At 46.1% G+C, this 14,732-nt stretch carries 12 protein-coding genes and 11 tRNA genes; 1 reads left to right on the top strand and 22 read right to left on the bottom strand.

The window, feature by feature from the left end:
* Positions 1-6: 6 nt before the first annotated feature.
* The 10 genes from ACQCN2_RS22920 to sigW form a co-directional block, all read right to left on the bottom strand.
* Positions 7-1,515: a malate:quinone oxidoreductase gene (locus tag ACQCN2_RS22920; RefSeq protein WP_426931282.1), complete on the bottom strand. Its 1,509-nt coding sequence runs from the start codon at positions 1,513-1,515 to the stop codon at positions 7-9.
* 417 nt (positions 1,516-1,932) lie between these two features.
* Entirely contained in the window at positions 1,933-3,498 is a 1,566-nt protein-coding gene (locus tag ACQCN2_RS22915; protein ID WP_426931281.1) for an MFS transporter, read from the bottom strand.
* Positions 3,495-3,935, bottom strand: coding sequence for an SRPBCC family protein (locus tag ACQCN2_RS22910; protein ID WP_426931280.1), 441 nt, complete (start codon positions 3,933-3,935; stop codon positions 3,495-3,497). Before ACQCN2_RS22910 ends, ACQCN2_RS22915 begins: the two co-directional genes overlap by 4 nt.
* Positions 3,928-4,437: a MerR family transcriptional regulator gene (locus ACQCN2_RS22905; protein WP_426931279.1), complete on the bottom strand. Its 510-nt coding sequence runs from the start codon at positions 4,435-4,437 to the stop codon at positions 3,928-3,930. Before ACQCN2_RS22905 ends, ACQCN2_RS22910 begins: the two co-directional genes overlap by 8 nt.
* Positions 4,438-4,738: 301 nt before the next feature.
* Positions 4,739-6,571 carry a glutamine--fructose-6-phosphate transaminase (isomerizing) gene (glmS, locus tag ACQCN2_RS22900; protein ID WP_426931278.1) on the bottom strand — a complete coding sequence of 611 codons (1,833 nt, stop codon included), beginning with the start codon at positions 6,569-6,571 and terminating at the stop codon, positions 4,739-4,741.
* Between the two features lie 475 nt (positions 6,572-7,046).
* Positions 7,047-8,393, bottom strand: coding sequence for a phosphoglucosamine mutase (gene glmM / locus ACQCN2_RS22895; RefSeq protein WP_426931277.1), 1,347 nt, complete (start codon positions 8,391-8,393; stop codon positions 7,047-7,049).
* A gap of 46 nt (positions 8,394-8,439) precedes the next feature.
* Entirely contained in the window at positions 8,440-9,672 is a 1,233-nt protein-coding gene (locus ACQCN2_RS22890) for a CdaR family protein (RefSeq protein WP_426931276.1), read from the bottom strand.
* On the bottom strand, positions 9,665-10,483 hold the full coding sequence (gene cdaA, locus ACQCN2_RS22885; protein WP_426931275.1) for a diadenylate cyclase CdaA: 819 nt from the start codon (positions 10,481-10,483) through the stop codon (positions 9,665-9,667). The genes ACQCN2_RS22890 and cdaA overlap by 8 nt, the downstream gene beginning before the upstream one ends.
* 157 nt (positions 10,484-10,640) lie before the next feature.
* A complete protein-coding gene (locus tag ACQCN2_RS22880; protein ID WP_426931274.1) occupies positions 10,641-11,264 on the bottom strand; it encodes a zf-HC2 domain-containing protein in 624 nt (207 codons plus the stop codon).
* A gap of 19 nt (positions 11,265-11,283) precedes the next feature.
* Positions 11,284-11,847, bottom strand: a complete 564-nt coding sequence (gene sigW / locus ACQCN2_RS22875) for an RNA polymerase sigma factor SigW (protein WP_426931273.1) — start codon at positions 11,845-11,847, stop codon at positions 11,284-11,286.
* A 252-nt stretch (positions 11,848-12,099) separates the two neighbouring features.
* On the opposite strand from sigW, the gene ACQCN2_RS22870 reads away from it, so the two are divergent.
* On the top strand, positions 12,100-12,252 hold the full coding sequence (locus ACQCN2_RS22870) for a Spo0E family sporulation regulatory protein-aspartic acid phosphatase (protein WP_426931272.1): 153 nt from the start codon (positions 12,100-12,102) through the stop codon (positions 12,250-12,252).
* Between the two features lie 108 nt (positions 12,253-12,360).
* Here the strand turns inward: ACQCN2_RS22870 and rocF are convergent, their stop codons facing one another.
* The 12 genes from rocF to ACQCN2_RS22810 all read right to left on the bottom strand — a co-directional run bounded on the left by rocF (position 12,361) and on the right by ACQCN2_RS22810 (position 14,582).
* On the bottom strand, positions 12,361-13,257 hold the full coding sequence (gene rocF, locus ACQCN2_RS22865; protein ID WP_426931271.1) for an arginase: 897 nt from the start codon (positions 13,255-13,257) through the stop codon (positions 12,361-12,363).
* 358 nt (positions 13,258-13,615) lie between these two features.
* Positions 13,616-13,689, bottom strand: a tRNA-Gly gene (locus ACQCN2_RS22860).
* Positions 13,690-13,696: 7 nt separating this feature from the next.
* Positions 13,697-13,773, bottom strand: a tRNA-Pro gene (locus ACQCN2_RS22855).
* A 22-nt stretch (positions 13,774-13,795) separates the two neighbouring features.
* A tRNA-Arg gene (locus tag ACQCN2_RS22850) sits at positions 13,796-13,872 on the bottom strand.
* 6 nt (positions 13,873-13,878) lie between these two features.
* Positions 13,879-13,954 (bottom strand) — tRNA-Gly (locus ACQCN2_RS22845).
* Positions 13,955-13,987: 33 nt separating this feature from the next.
* Positions 13,988-14,063, bottom strand: a tRNA-Lys gene (locus ACQCN2_RS22840).
* 10 nt (positions 14,064-14,073) lie between these two features.
* A tRNA-Gln gene (locus ACQCN2_RS22835) sits at positions 14,074-14,148 on the bottom strand.
* A gap of 10 nt (positions 14,149-14,158) precedes the next feature.
* Positions 14,159-14,243: transfer RNA gene (locus ACQCN2_RS22830), tRNA-Tyr, on the bottom strand.
* A gap of 12 nt (positions 14,244-14,255) precedes the next feature.
* Positions 14,256-14,331: transfer RNA gene (locus ACQCN2_RS22825), tRNA-Val, on the bottom strand.
* A gap of 9 nt (positions 14,332-14,340) precedes the next feature.
* Positions 14,341-14,417, bottom strand: a tRNA-Glu gene (locus ACQCN2_RS22820).
* 11 nt (positions 14,418-14,428) lie between these two features.
* Positions 14,429-14,504, bottom strand: a tRNA-Thr gene (locus tag ACQCN2_RS22815).
* 3 nt (positions 14,505-14,507) lie between these two features.
* Positions 14,508-14,582, bottom strand: a tRNA-Asn gene (locus ACQCN2_RS22810).
* Positions 14,583-14,732: the final 150 nt, after the last annotated feature.

Here is a 14,732-nt window from a genome sequence, read left to right as displayed (position 1 = left end):
ATCTACTTATGATACGCCTACCATCTGTAAGTTTTCGCTCAGCCCAAGTGTCTGCGCTGTTGAAGTTTGAATTTCGTCGATAAGCTCTGGGCTTTTCAAGAGTGACACGCCATAAGAAGGGATCATTTCTTTTAGTTTCGGTTCCCAATCTTGTATTTGTTGCGGGAAGCATTTTTTAATTAACTCAAGCATGACGGAAACGGCGGTAGAAGCACCCGGAGAAGCACCGAGCAATGCTGCTATTGATCCATCAGCGGCACTAACAACCTCCGTACCGAACTGAAGCGTTCCTTTGCCCCCGGTAGTAGTATCTTTGATAACTTGTACACGTTGACCCGCGATCACGATATCCCAATCCTCAATTTTGGCGGTCGGGATAAACTCCTGTAACTCTTCCATGCGCTTTTCTTTCGATAACAAAACTTGCTCGATCAAGTATTTTGTCAATGGAATGTTTTTTGCGCCTGCCGCCAACATCGTTACGACATTATTCGGTTTTACAGAACCTAAGAAATCAAACATTGAACCGGTTTTTAAAAACTTAGGTGAGAAGCCGGCAAACGGTCCAAAGAGCAATGTTTTTTTGTTGTCGATAAATCTAGTGTCAAGATGCGGAACAGACATTGGAGGAGCACCAACCGCAGCTTTTCCGTAAACTTTTGCATGATGTTGCGCTACGACCTCTGGATTGTTACATACGAGGAATAGTCCGCTTACCGGGAATCCTCCAATATGTTTACTTTCAGGAATACCAGTTTTTTGTAGTAAAGGCAGACTTCCTCCACCGCCGCCGATAAAGACGAAATTGGCAGTATGGCGTTCAACTGTACCGCTATCTTCATTCCGCACTTTCAATTCCCACGCGCCATCGTTCGTGCGTGTAATATCTTCAACCTTATGATTGTAATTTATATCGACGTTTTTACTCTTTAAGTGATTAAACAACTTGCGTGTTAAAGCGCCAAAATTGACATCGGTTCCAGAGTCAATTTTTGTTGCCGCTATCGGTTCATTCGACGTACGGTCTTTCATAATAAGCGGAATCCATTCCATCAATTTTGCCGGGTCATCGGAAAATTCCATCCCTTGAAACAGAGGATTGTTAGACAACGCTTCAAAACGCTTTTTCAAAAACGTTACATTGTTTTCGCCTTGTACCATACTCATATGAGGCAGTGGCATAATAAAGTCATGTGGATTACGAATCAGATTGCTTTTTACAAGATAAGACCAAAACTGTTTTGAAACTTGAAACTGTTCGTTTATTTTTAAAGCTTTGCTAATATCTATGGATCCGTCCGGTTTTTCGACGGTGTAGTTAAGCTCACATAAGGCAGCATGCCCCGTACCCGCATTATTCCATTCGTTAGAGCTTTCCTCTCCTGGGTTTGCGAGCTTCTCAAACACTGAAATTTTCCAATCAGGTACTAATTCTTTCAGCAATGTCCCCAAAGTTGCACTCATGATGCCGGCACCAATTAAGATAACGTCTGTTTTAGTTTGTCTGTTACTCATTTTTACCGTCCCTTATACCCTAAGATTTGCAGAAAGGATGGAGTCGCTCCTGCATAGGCGATACAGTAAGCCATGTGACCTAGCGCACACCTTATCTGAATCAATTATAAACCTTTTCATAGTAATTATCACAATTATTTAAGATAATATCACAACTATTTAAGAGTATATCATAACTACTTAAGAGTATATCACAATTGATTAATAGTATATCACAATAATTTAAGAATTACAGTATCTACTATTATTTGTTATAAGAGTTTTACTCAAGGGTTCATATCTTCCTAATCTCCTGCAATGTCTCCAGCATAAGTGGCCTCATAAAGAAACGAGCTACCTCAGCAGGCAGCTCGTTAAATAGACATTTTTCAAAGTTGTAGTTTCGTGATGGTTCCATTGAAAAGTACAAGCCTTTCCTTATTCTTGAGTAGCCAATTCCAAATCGCTTGGAGTTTTGTGCCCTATGGGAGGTATATGCCGAAGCTTGATCACGGTAAGTATGGCGATAGCGATCATGAGCCCGCCGCTAACAGCCACAACAGCATGCATGCCGTCGGTAAATGCTAACTGGGCGCCATGAAGAAGTGTTGAACCATTAGGTTCGGGCAAAGCTTTTGCCGCCGAGACTGCCCCAGCCAGACTTCCGCGGGAGGTCACAGCTGTTAACGTCGTAACATCTCTCGGTATGAAGTCGGCAATTTGAGTGCGGTACACATATGTACCAATGCTGCCTAATACGGCGATACCCAGTGCGAATGCAAATTCACCACTCGTCTGAAGCAAGGCCGCTGCCGAACCCGCTTTCGCCGGCGGGGCCGACCCGACAATTAGATCGCTGGACAAGCTCGCAAACGGGGCTGCTCCCACACTAAAAAAGATATAACCGACGATCAGGGTAAAGAGTCCGGATCCCGCCCCTACCTGGGACAAGAGAATACAACCAACCGCCGAGACGGCAAGGCCTGCCCCGATAAGGAGCGACGGTCGGATCCGTCGAGCAATGAGAGGCGACAACAACATGCCCGCCATTGACGCAATCACTCCCGGGAGCATGCACATTGCGGCTCGGAGCGGCGATAGTCCTTCCACGAATTGAAGATGCTGTGCGATGAAGAGCATGGAAGCGCCTGTCAAAGTGATGCCGAACAGGCCGCCCAGCGCCGTGCTGAAGGCGGGGTTTGCGAATAGGCGCAAGTCCATTAGCGGACTGGCCAGCCGTTGCTGCCGCCTTACAAATAACGTCCCGAAACCGACTCCAGCCAAGGTGGCAATGAGCGGCAGGGTCTGTAGACCTTGCTTAGCGATTTCCTTAAGGCCGTAGATTGCCGGCAGAATGGTGCACATCGACAGCATGACGCTAGTCATATCCAAGCGACCAGGTGCGGGATCTCGATAATCAGGTAGAAGATGGGACGCAGTCAACAACAGCAGCGCCATGACTGGAACGCCGATTAGAAAAATCGAACCCCATGAAAAATGCTCTAGCATCGTCCCGCCGACAACAGGGCCAAGTGCCATGCCTCCCATGGAGCACATGAACCATATGCCTATGGCGAGGGAGCGCTGCTTATGATCGCGGAACATATTGCTGATTAAAGCTAGGGACGAAGGTGATACCGTCGCTCCGGCTATGCCGAGCAGCGCCCGAGCCGCAATCAGCATTCCGGAGGTGTTGGAAAAAGCGGCCAACACAGAAGCCGAACCGAATGCCGCTGCGCCAATCATCAGCAGCCTACGGCGGCCGATCCGATCTCCGAGCGTGCCCATCGTGATCAGAAACCCCGAGAGCATGAAGCCGTATATGTCCATAATCCATAGCTGCTCTGTGCTATCAGCGCTGAGAGCGACGCTTATGTGAGGAAGTGCGAGAATCATTACGGACAAGTCTATCGAAACGAGCAATGCAGGCAATGAAAGCACAGCAAGTCCAATCCATTCCTTCAAACCGGCCCGGATATTCGATTCTAACGCAGCATCTTTCATTCGCCGTCCAGAGCCTTTCCGAGCTGATCCAAAAACAACTTCGTTCCGTGCTCACGCTGTTCAGGCGTATCGAGACCGTCCAGAAAAACTCCCTGTTCAGTATAGATCAAGCGTGTGCCGCCCTCCACGGACTCGAATTCTACCGTCGTCACGGAGACGGACATCCGCTTGTCTTCCATATCCAGAGTATATGAGTATACAATGCGCCTATCCTCAACGATCTCCTGATAGCAAGCATCGAATGTGAAAACTGGCCCCCCAGGCGGACCCCCGCGATTGAATTCGCGTCCGCCAACGCGGAAGTCGAACTCTTCGGCTTTAGGAAACCAGCCGGCTTTGGCTGCTTGACCCGCCCACGCAGCGAATACGCGGGTAGGGGAATGTTTATAGTTCCTCTCGATTACAAATGTGGAATGTTTGGCAGATCTTTCACTCACAGTCGAAACCTCCTTGTCCGGGTTCTTCCGGATGCTCGTCTAAATATTCACCAAGTCGGTCGAGGTGGAGATCCATACTCGATTTTCTCTCGGCGAAAAATTTCTCATGATTCATTCTCATCGTCCGCATGATATTCATGAAATGCTCTACGGTAAGCGGTTCGTTCTTTTGCATCCGACTTGATACATTCTCAAGCTCGTGCAAGAGTTTCTGCTGCATGCGGATATTTTCTTTCAGACGATCTATTTGAATGGTAACAATGTCTGAAAGGCTGAATTGATCTCCTGCCATAACGTCTTTAATCTGCTCCAGCGATAGCCCCAAATCCTTCAAGGACAAGATTTGCTGCAGGCGTGAAATGTCCTTTTCGGTGTAGAGTCTGTATCCGGATTGCGAATAGCCGGATGGCGAAAACAATCCAATCTGATCGTAAAAACGCAAAGTTCGTATCGTGATTCCTGCCATTTTCGCAAGTTCTCCGACTTTCCACTGTCGCTTCATGATCAGCTCCTTTCTTGGTCGCTAGCGTTTCCCCGGTAACTTCACTATAAACCGTTACGCTACGTAACGGTCAAGGATCTTTATGAAATTTCTTCCAATGTGAGATGCGAGTGCCAAACTTACTTCCAAAACCACCAACACGTTGCATGAGATAAACAGTATAACAATAAAAAGCGGATCCCAAAATCTGGGATCCGCTTTTTATTCATTCATAGAACTAATCTGACCGTTAGCTTAACGTGGTCAACAGATATCTTCAACGTACAGCTCGGAACAGAACTGTTGTTTTATTATTCTCTACTTACTCAACCGTTACACTTTTCGCAAGGTTACGAGGTTTGTCAACATCCAAACCGCGCGCTACGGAAGCGTAGTAAGCGAGCAATTGCAATGGGATGACGGTTAATACTGGTGTAAGGAACGGAATCGTGGATGGTACGTAAATGACATTATCCACGGATTTGATCAAGTCTGCGTCACCTTCGAGAGCAAAGCCGAGTACGTGAGCGCCGCGAGCTTTTACTTCGACGATGTTGCTGACCATTTTTTCATAGATATCCGGTTGCGTAGCCAAAGCGATCACTGGTACAGCTTCTTCGATCAACGCGAGCGTACCGTGTTTCAATTCGCCGGCAGCATACGCTTCGGAGTGAATATAGGAGATTTCTTTTAGCTTGAGTGAGCCCTCAAGAGAAACCGCAAAGTCAAGACTACGTCCGATGAAGAACAGGCTGGTTACATCCTTAATGCTGTTAGCGAATTCACTAATCGCTTCAGGTTGCTCCAGGATAGCAGAGATCTTGGCTGGAAGTTGAAGAAGTCCGTCTACCACTTCGGCGATTTGCTCGTTGGTTTGCGTCTGTTTCACTTGCGCAAAGTAAAGAGCGAACAAGTACAGAGCAACCACTTGGCATGTGTACGCTTTGGTAGAGGCAACGGCTACTTCAGGACCTGCCCAAGTAAAGATCACTTCATCCGCTTCACGAGCGACAGAGCTTCCTACAACGTTGGTTACAGCAAGAACGGTAACGCCTTCTTTTTTCGCTTCACGCAAAGCAGCAAGTGTATCCGCAGTTTCACCAGATTGGCTGATGACGATCATCAAGGTCTTGTCAGTGAAAATTGGATCGCGATAACGGAACTCGGAAGCAACTGCTACTTCAACTGGTACACGCGTAATCTTTTCGATCACTTCTTTACCAACAAGCCCAGCATGCATAGAGGTACCGCAAGCCACGATATAGATGCGGTCATAGTTAGCTAGTTGTTCGTCTGTCATGTTGAGCTCAGAAAGCACCACGCGCTTGTTCTCTTCGTCAATACGGGAGCCAAGTGTGTTGCGAACGGCTTGAGGCTGTTCGTGAATTTCTTTGAGCATGAAGGAATCGTATCCGTCTTTTTCCGCTTGAACGAGATCCCATTCTACTCGGAAGATTTCGCGTTCTACTTTTTCGCCGGACTCCGCATTCATCAGTTCAACACCCGCACGAGTCAGGACTGCCATTTCACCCTCATTGAGAATGTAAATGTCGCGAGTATGCTCAAGGATCGCAGGAATATCGGAACCGATAAACGCTTCTCCATTACCTACTCCAACGATCAGCGGACTAGCTAGACGAACAGCAACCAATTTATCTGGTTCATGTTCCGTCATGATTCCCAAGGCATAAGCGCCTCTCATTTTTTGAACCGCTTTGCGAACAGTAGAAACAAGGTCTCCATCATACAAATCGGCAAGAAGATGAGCAATTACTTCTGTGTCTGTCTCGGAAGTGAAGACGTAACCTTTTGCCAGCAATTCTTCTTTAATCGGAATGAAGTTCTCAATAATCCCGTTATGAACAACCGCAAACTTGGTGCTCGCGTCTGTGTGAGGGTGAGAGTTCTCATCTGATGGCTTTCCGTGAGTTGCCCAGCGAGTGTGCCCGATTCCAACATGTCCGATGAGTGGTTTCTGATCAAGAATGCCCTCCAAATTCGCTAGACGGCCTTTTGTTTTCTCCAAAGAAATTCCTTCGCCAGACAGAACGGCTACACCAGCTGAATCGTATCCGCGGTACTCCAGCTTGCGCAAGCCTCCAACGATAACCTCTTGAGCATTTTTATCTCCAATATAACCTACAATTCCGCACATAAATGAATAATCCCCTTTCAAATAAACGGGGACACAACCCAATTATCTTTTTGTATAAAACGGGGTGCGCCCCCGCCATCCGTTGTTTTTGTTTTTAATTTTATGAAAATCCTTTTTGGTAACATGTGCAGGTTTTGTGCAGAAGGTCACCCCTCTGTTTTGTTCCTGGACTATTCGGTAGTGCTACTCTACCGGGAGGTACCCGCCGAAAATTCGATAAACCTCCACCTCGTCTACTGTGCTCCATGCCGGGCAGTCACAGTACTGGCGCTTTTAAAAGAACGCTTAAAAAACGTACCGTTATATTCTCCTATATGTATCCCTCCTCTTTCAAGCCGCAAAAATAACCAATTCATTATTCCCGCAGACGGTGTAAACACATCACTTACTTTACCATAGCTATGCAAAGACAACAATCATTTATTTTCCCTATCTTTATGCAAAAAGGAGTGGTTTCGCACCACTCCCTTCACGCCTAAACTAATTCTTCTTTTACGACATCTACCATACGTTGTACAACTTGCTCCAGCTCTACCTCATCCGGACCTTCTGCCATAACGCGAACGATTGGCTCCGTCCCGGATGGACGAACAAGCACACGTCCATTGCCCGCCAGATCTTGTTCGGCTTGAGCAATAGCGGCTTCGATGTTCACATTGCCTTTTAGCTTGGTTTTATCTGCAACTGGCACGTTAACCAGAAGTTGTGGGTATTTCAACATAATCTGTTTCAGTTCAGATAGTGGACGGCCAGACTCCTTGACGAGGTTAAGCAGCTGCAAGCCCGTAAGCAAGCCATCCCCTGTTGTATTATGGTCAAGGAAGATAATATGGCCTGATTGCTCGCCGCCAAGGTTATATCCTCCACGCACCATTTCTTCTACGACATAGCGATCTCCTACAGCAGTCTTGGTCGTATGAATGGCTTGCTCCTCCATAGCTTTAAAGAAGCCCATATTCGCCATTACCGTGGTCACCACTGTGTTGTTGTTCAGCTTGCCTTTGGCTTTCAATGCGCGCGCGCACATCGCCATGATATAATCGCCGTCGATAATTTGTCCCTGATCGTCAACCGCGATACAACGGTCAGCGTCTCCATCGAAAGATAACCCTAGATCGGCATTATGTTTCAAAACTTCCTCTTGGAGTTTTTCAGGGTGAGTAGATCCACAGTGTTCGTTGATATTGACACCGTTCGGACTTGCTCCGATTGTGATCACTTCTGCTTCAACGTCCGCAAACAGTCTGGCTGCCAAAGAGGATACCGCTCCGTTGGCACAGTCAAGAACAACAGTCATCCCTTCAAAACGTTCGGTCACTGTACCTTTTAGATGGGAGAGATATTTCTGTCCTCCCTCTAGGTAATCAAGGACGGAGCCAATTTTATCTCCAGTTGGTCGAGGAAGTGTATCCTCACTTGCAGATAATAGTTCTTCAATCTCAGTTTCAACGTCATCAGAAAGCTTAAATCCATCATTTCCAAAGAATTTGATTCCGTTGTCGGGAAACGGATTATGGGAAGCGGAGATCATAACTCCACAGTCTGCTCCCAACGCGCGTGTCAAATAGCTAACACCGGACGTCGCGATAATTCCCAAACGAACCACTTCCGCTCCAACAGATAACAGTCCTGCCAGAAGAGCGCTCTCCAGCATTTGACCAGAAATACGGGTATCTCGACCGATGACGACCTTTGGTTTGCCATCTTGTTTATGTCTGGTGAGTACGTAGCCTCCCACTCGCCCAATCTTGAAAGCAAGTTCTGGCGTTAATTCCAAATTGGCAACACCACGTACACCATCTGTTCCGAAATACTTCCTCATTCTTGTCCCTCTTTTCCTCATTGTACACATCAGTAGCCTATGCTCATTATGGTTTATTCGTGATTTCTACAGTAACTCGCTTAATTGCGGTCGGAGCTGTTTTGAGATAGTTCGGCAGATTATAGATCAGGGGGACTTCATGTACCCCTACTGGTAGCGTACTTACATCTGCCAGAACTTGAATATCTTTTGGCGCTAACGATTGCAAATTTTGCGGCGCGCCGATTACATCAAAATCAAGTGTCGTCAATTCTTTTCCATCTGGTGTCAGTACCTTGGCTTGAAGGTTTGGGGCTAATCCCGTCACCCGTAGCGGCACATTTTGGATACGCTTTGTTTGCGATGGCACCACGTTCAGCGAAATCTTCACATACTCTGGTTCAACCTTCACAACTTTGTCCAACATATCCATCTTGAGCTCGAGTAATCGATCTGAGGTGATATCTTTTAAATCAATCACCGGACTTGAATACGTATTAATACTTCTTAGAACCTCTTGAGGTCCGTAGACGGTTACTTCTTCAGGGTCCACTTTGACACTAGCCAAACTATAGCCAGCAGGCAGGTCATTCGTCAAGTTCAATTTAATTGGCACCATCACAAAAGGACTCGTGACAGGAACACTCACTTCAACGGTAAGCGGGTTCACATCCGCCTTCTGGATCACATTCCCCGACTTATCCACGACTTTAAGCGGAACGGTCGTATTGATTGGAGCTGTTGCCCCATCTAGGTTTACAGATGCTTTGACCAGGGCCACGTTATTGATTTGGCTCTCCGGTACCCGTACATGGACACGGAACGGTTTAACGACCGGTTCACCTGTTGTATATCCTGGGGCAACTTGTCCTAACAATTCAACTTGTACCTGCTTCTCAATATTCTGTTTCTCCTCCAACGTGATTTCCGCAAGACTTGGGATGATACCTACCTTTGCGTCTTCAGGGAAACCACGGTGCTGCACAGGAAGCTTATGCGTACCTTTGCCAGCTCCCCTGGCATCAATATACACCTCATATTGGTCCGGTGAGACAAAATTATATCGATAGAACGGATTGCTGCTCTCCAAGGCCACTTTTACCGGTTTGGGCTGCTTAACGAGCGCGTATCGATCCGAATCATAAATGACTTTCACATTGACTCCATCGATAAAAGTAGGCTGACTCACATCTGTTGAAGTCCCCGGATCCCGATCGAGATTGACGACCAAAAACATCATACACGCCAACAGAAGCGCAATTCCTTTAGCAAACCAGTGACTATTTAACCATTTATCCATGATTTCGCCTCCATAACCAACGACTTCCCATGGACTTGTTCTTGGACGGTGGACTTAGCTGCTCCAACAAAAACTCGGTCAGCTGTTCCTCCGTCAGATTACGTCTGACATCTCCGTTGATGGCGAGAGATACATTGCCTGTCTCTTCCGAAACCACGATGGATACGCCATCTGATACTTCACTCATCCCGATCGCGGCCCGATGCCTGGTTCCCAATTCCTTCGAGATGGAAGGATTCTCAGATAAGGGTAAATAGCAGCCAGCGGCCAGTATACTGTCCTTGCGAATAATAACCGCCCCATCGTGAAGAGGCGTATTCGGAATGAATATATTAATTAAAAGCTCGGAGGTTACTTTTCCTTCAATCGGAATACCCGTCTCTACATAATCATTGAGACCTGTCTCCTGCTCAACAACAATCAGTGCCCCTATCCGACGCTTGGCCATATACGTGACAGACTTCGCTACTTCTTGGACAGTTTTATGCAAGGAACTATCAGACTGAGATTGCGTTCTTGAGAAAAGCTTCCCCCTTCCCAGCTGTTCCAACGCTCTCCTAAGCTCTGGCTGAAAAATGATAACCACGGCTAGTACCCCAAACGTAAACGCTTGAGACATTAACCAGTGCAAGGTTTTGAGTTCAAAGTACTTACTCAACAGCCAGGTCACAACGATCACAACGATACCCTTGAGCAATTGAACTGCCCGAGTACCCTTGATCAGCATAATTAATTTATAGATCACATAGGTGACCGATAATATGTCAATTGCATATCGCAATAAATCCCCATAGTCAGCAAATCGCAGCATATATGAAGCCCCCGCATTCTAGCTTCTTTTTCTATATCTTTATTATTTCCCTTCATTTCTTATAGGTATTACATAACCATTTTGAAGAGGGAAAAGCATCCTATCTGGTGAAAAAAGCACGGCTCTTTCTGCCGCGCCTCTTCACATCTATTTTCCCTTATGGAGCCAAAGGAAGCAAGTCATTTCCGATATTTTTCAATTCGTACCAGACCCACTCGAAAATCGCATCAATGGACTCAGCATCTCCCACCACGTGTGCTGTAGAAGCAAGTACGACATTCCCATCAATGGCAACTACATTCCCCTTGACTTCTCCTTGTACTTCAATGCTTCCGTTCTGAACAATCAAGTCGCCTTCTACAGTTGTCCCTTTTGGAACGATGACCACATTGCGCTGGTGGTCAATGGTCAACTTATCCAGACTGCCTGAAGAAACCTGCAAAGTATCGCCTCGGTCAAACCAAGAAGCTAATGTGCTTCCAGCCATCAAAAAGAAAAACACTGCCGCTGCTGTCAAGAAAGGATGGTTTCGCAACCAACCGGAGAACCGAACCGTTTTGCTTGGAGCTGGCAGTTGGGCCATCACTCGCTGCGTAAAATCTCCAGATACTTGAATATGGGACGCGCTCTTAACAAACGCAATTACCTTCTGCAGTTCTAAGAGATGCAGGCGGCAATCGGAGCAAGATTTCAGGTGTTCTTGGAGCTCATGATTGCTTAACTCATCAATGTCTCCGTCCAAAAAAGCATGTACATGTCCATAATGTTCCGTACACTTCATGTTTTGGAACGCCTCCTTTCTACATAAATCTTAGCTTGCCTCTCAATGCTTCACGACCTCGGTGAATTCTGGTTTTGATTGTGGTAATCGGCAGTTTTAACACGTCACTGATTTCTTGTAGAGACAAATCCTCAATATACCGAAGAACCATGATGGATCGGTATTTAGGGGATAACTCTGACAGTGCGTCTTGTACGTTTTCCTGCAGTTCTTTGGTCACCAATTTCTCTTCCGGACTCTTCTCATTAGAGGAAAGACGTGAATGCCAATCTAATCCGTTATTCCCCTCAGTTTCTTCGTCTAATGAAAAGTCTGGTTTTTTCTTTCGACCTCTGTCTATACAGAGATTGGTTGCGATCCGATAGATCCACGTAGAGAATTTATAACTGCTATCGTAGGAATTCAAGTTGGCATAGACACGCAAAAAAGTCTCCTGCGCTATATCCTCAGCCTCTTGTCGGTTCCCAACCATACGATAGGCTACCTGAAAAATTTTATCTTTGTACATTTCGATTAGCTCGGCAAAAGCGTCACGATCGCCTCGTTTTGCTCGTTCCACTAATCGTTTCTCAACAAATTCCATGCCATCCTCCCCGGCATTGTCTACCTATTGTAATACGCAGCAATCCGTAATTGGTTTCGCCTTATTTTTTATCATTTTCGTTTTAATTATCCTAATTTTCCCTTTAAAGTGTATGCATTGGAAAAAATAGTCATATGAGTTTAGTTTCATTATATAGTAATAGTGGCAAAAAACTTTTACAATATTTTTCTACAATGAAAATTTTGGGTATGAATGAATCTTGAACGATATAAGGAAGGAGAGTGGGACAAGGTGGGCACGGAAATCGTCTTGCGGCAAATTGAGGATCTTCGTTATCAATTGAATACCCTGTACAGGCTTCACTCCGCTATTACTCCTGAACTGGTTGAATTAAGCACACGATTAGATGGATTGTTAAATAAACTTCATCTGGAGTTGAATTAGAGTCACCCTATCATCTGTAAAGGAAAAAGAGAGGAGGTCCCCTCTCTTTTGGTCTTTCATCCTGTCGCACCAATAATATGCTGCCAACAGGTTATCTAAATTTAATTTCTACAGTAGCTTGTCTCCAAATACGGAACTCATTAATGCGACGGCTACTTTTGCAGTTGCATTCTCACGATCTAAGATAGGGTTTACTTCAACAAACTCGGCTGAAGTAAGAATATCGGCTTCAGCCAAGATTTCCATGGCCAGATGCCCTTCCCTGTAGGAGATCCCCCCTATTACAGGTGTTCCGACACCCGGAGCATCATGTGGGTCTAACCCATCAAGGTCCAGACTTAAGTGAACTCCGTCTGTTTTCTCGGAAAGATACGCGACGGTTTCTTCCATAACTCTCGCCATTCCCATACGATCGATTTCATGCATTGTATATACCTTAATCCCTTGCTCTTTAATCAACACCCGTTCTCCTGGATCCAAATCACGCGCTCCAATCACTACTACGTTTTCTGGTTTAATTTTTGGAGTATAACCACCGATGTTAACTAAGCGTGAATGTCCCAATCCCAAACTTGCTGCCAAAGGCATGCCATGAATATTCCCGGATGGGGAAGTGGTTCCAGTATTTAAATCACCGTGTGCATCAAACCAGATGACCCCAAGGTTACGTTTGTGTTTGGCTACTCCAGCAATCGTCCCCATCGCGATACTATGATCCCCACCCAAAACGAGCGGAATACGACCAGCTTCCATTTCACGGCTAACTGCCTCAGCTAATAATTCATTGGCCTCAACCACCTGGTCCAGATACTTGTGATTTTCCGTTTCAGTAAATGTATGCGGACGAGCTACAGGAATATCTCCAATATCTTTAATAGAGTACCCCATACCCTCTAATCGACTTACTACCCCAGCATAACGGATCGCGCTTGGACCCATGTCTACCCCTCGACGATCAGCTCCCAAGTCCATAGGTACTCCAATAATTGATATATTTTTGTTCATCTAAATGTAACCCCTTCCCCAAACGAATATCTATATTGTAGCCTTGAAAATGAAAATGACTCAACTCGACAGGTTTTTGTATAGTTATGAAATTCAAGTTACAATATTGTGTCAACAAAGCGTTTACTTACCTGGATTTTTTCATTTTGTAAGTAAATGGGTTGTATCAACATTCTATTTTGCAGAGCTTTAAAGTTAATGCGTAGGGTACATGTTCTTACTCAATTCAAATATTTTGGATGTTCACGACTCATCGATTACCCAATATCCTATGAAGAGTAACCAATTCCTAAACTGACCGGAAAATATCCAATAAAAAAACGAGCAATCCATTAGGACTACTCGTTGTTTGCGAATATGGAGCGGGTGATGGGAATCGAACCCACGCGACCAGCTTGGAAGGCTGGAGTTCTACCATTGAACTACACCCGCAAAAAAATGGTCGGGAAGACAGGATTCGAACCTGCGACCCCTTGGTCCCAAGCCAAGTACTCTACCAAGCTGAGCTACTTCCCGACATTAACTATGAAAGATAAGATGGCGTGCCCTGAGAGATTCGAACTCCCGACCTTTTGATTCGTAGTCAAACGCTCTATCCAGCTGAGCTAAGGGCACATTCTATGGAGCGGACGACGGGTCTCGAACCCGCGACCTTCGCCTTGGCAAGGCGACGCTCTACCAATTGAGCTACGTCCGCATAATTTATGTTCATTCCACCAAAGAAAACCAATGGTGAGCCATGAAGGACTCGAACCTTCGACCCTCTGATTAAAAGTCAGATGCTCTACCAACTGAGCTAATGGCTCGTATTGAAAATGGCTGGGGTACCAGGATTCGAACCTGGGAATGACGGAGTCAAAGTCCGTTGCCTTACCGCTTGGCTATACCCCAATGGGTTAAATGGTGGGGAGAGACGGATTCGAACCGCCGAACCCATAGGGAGCAGATTTACAGTCTGCCGCGTTTAGCCACTTCGCTATCTCCCCGCAAAAAACATATGGTGGAGGCTGACGGGATCGAACCGCCGACCCTCTGCTTGTAAGGCAGATGCTCTCCCAGCTGAGCTAAGCCTCCGAGATTATATGGTGACCCGTAGGGGATTCGAACCCCTGTATGACAGCGTGAAAGGCTGCTGTGTTAAACCGCTTCACCAACGGGCCATATCTTTTAATGGTGCTCCCGACAGGAATCGAACCTGCGACCTCTTCCTTACCATGGAAACGCTCTACCGACTGAGCTACAGGAGCAAGTGGCTCCTCAGGACGGACTCGAACCGCCAGCCTACCGGTTAACAGCCGGTTGCTCCACCATTGAGCTACTGAGGAACAAGAAAGGCGCTTATTAAATGGTTGCACCTTCAAAACTGGAAACGCAAATGACATTCGCTAAGGAAACGTGGATAAGTCCTCGACCGATTAGTATTCGTCAGCTCCATGCGTTGCCGCACTTCCACACCGAACCTATCAACCTCATCG

Source organism: Brevibacillus ginsengisoli, assembly GCF_050113715.1.
GTDB lineage: Bacteria > Bacillota > Bacilli > Brevibacillales > Brevibacillaceae > Brevibacillus_H > Brevibacillus_H ginsengisoli.
The sequence above is the reverse complement of the archived record's forward strand: the minus strand, read 5'-3'. Positions and strand labels throughout refer to the sequence as shown.

Excerpts from the sequence above, each read along its gene's own strand:
- cdaA (WP_426931275.1), bottom strand. The coding sequence starts at position 10,483 with ATGCTGCGATTTGCTGACTATGGGGATTTATTGCGATATGCAATTGAC.
- ACQCN2_RS22920 (WP_426931282.1), bottom strand. The coding sequence starts at position 1,515 with ATGAGTAACAGACAAACTAAAACAGACGTTATCTTAATTGGTGCCGGC.
- ACQCN2_RS22915 (WP_426931281.1), bottom strand. The coding sequence starts at position 3,498 with ATGAAAGATGCTGCGTTAGAATCGAATATCCGGGCCGGTTTGAAGGAA.
- ACQCN2_RS22880 (WP_426931274.1), bottom strand. The coding sequence starts at position 11,264 with ATGAAGTGTACGGAACATTATGGACATGTACATGCTTTTTTGGACGGA.
- glmS (WP_426931278.1), bottom strand. The coding sequence starts at position 6,571 with ATGTGCGGAATTGTAGGTTATATTGGAGATAAAAATGCTCAAGAGGTT.
- sigW (WP_426931273.1), bottom strand. The coding sequence starts at position 11,847 with ATGGAATTTGTTGAGAAACGATTAGTGGAACGAGCAAAACGAGGCGAT.
- ACQCN2_RS22890 (WP_426931276.1), bottom strand. The coding sequence starts at position 9,672 with ATGGATAAATGGTTAAATAGTCACTGGTTTGCTAAAGGAATTGCGCTT.
- glmM (WP_426931277.1), bottom strand. The coding sequence starts at position 8,393 with ATGAGGAAGTATTTCGGAACAGATGGTGTACGTGGTGTTGCCAATTTG.
- rocF (WP_426931271.1), bottom strand. The coding sequence starts at position 13,257 with ATGAACAAAAATATATCAATTATTGGAGTACCTATGGACTTGGGAGCT.
- ACQCN2_RS22905 (WP_426931279.1), bottom strand. The coding sequence starts at position 4,437 with ATGAAGCGACAGTGGAAAGTCGGAGAACTTGCGAAAATGGCAGGAATC.